This is a genomic window from Leptolyngbya sp. CCY15150, assembly GCF_016888135.1.
Classification (GTDB): Bacteria; Cyanobacteriota; Cyanobacteriia; order RECH01; family RECH01; genus RECH01.
In genome coordinates this window covers 1-352 of sequence record NZ_JACSWB010000204.1, presented here as the reverse complement: position 1 = coordinate 352, position 352 = coordinate 1, and the positions used below count along the sequence as shown (strand labels likewise).

The window sequence follows — 352 nt, the reverse complement described above, 5'->3', positions numbered from 1 at the left end:
ACAAACGTTTCCAACTCATCGAGTTGGGCCGTTTCGGGAATCTCATAATTCTCCTCAGGGATAGCTGCTGCGGCTTGGCGCACCCAGTTGATCACACTATTATGGTTGATGCCGGTCACGCGCTCGATCGCTCGAAATCCCATACCGTTGAGGGACATGGTGACACACAAGGCTTTGACCTCTTGACTGTATCCCTGTTGGGGATTGTCTCGGAACTGGCGGCGGCAGTCTCGGCACAGGTAGCTTTGCTTGCCGTTGCGATGCCCATTCTTGACAACGTTGGTGCTGGCGCAGTGAGGACAGTTCATCATGGCTTCCCTTGACTCTATGTCATTTTACACTGTGCAACGCC

The 352-nt window shown here is 53.4% G+C and carries 1 protein-coding gene; it reads right to left on the bottom strand.

Annotation, left to right across the window (positions count from 1 at the left end; translation table 11 throughout):
* A partial coding sequence (locus JUJ53_RS14135; RefSeq protein ID WP_204152677.1) for an IS1 family transposase occupies positions 1 to 308 on the bottom strand: 308 nt, incomplete at its 3' end.
* Positions 309 to 352 lie beyond the last annotated feature (44 nt).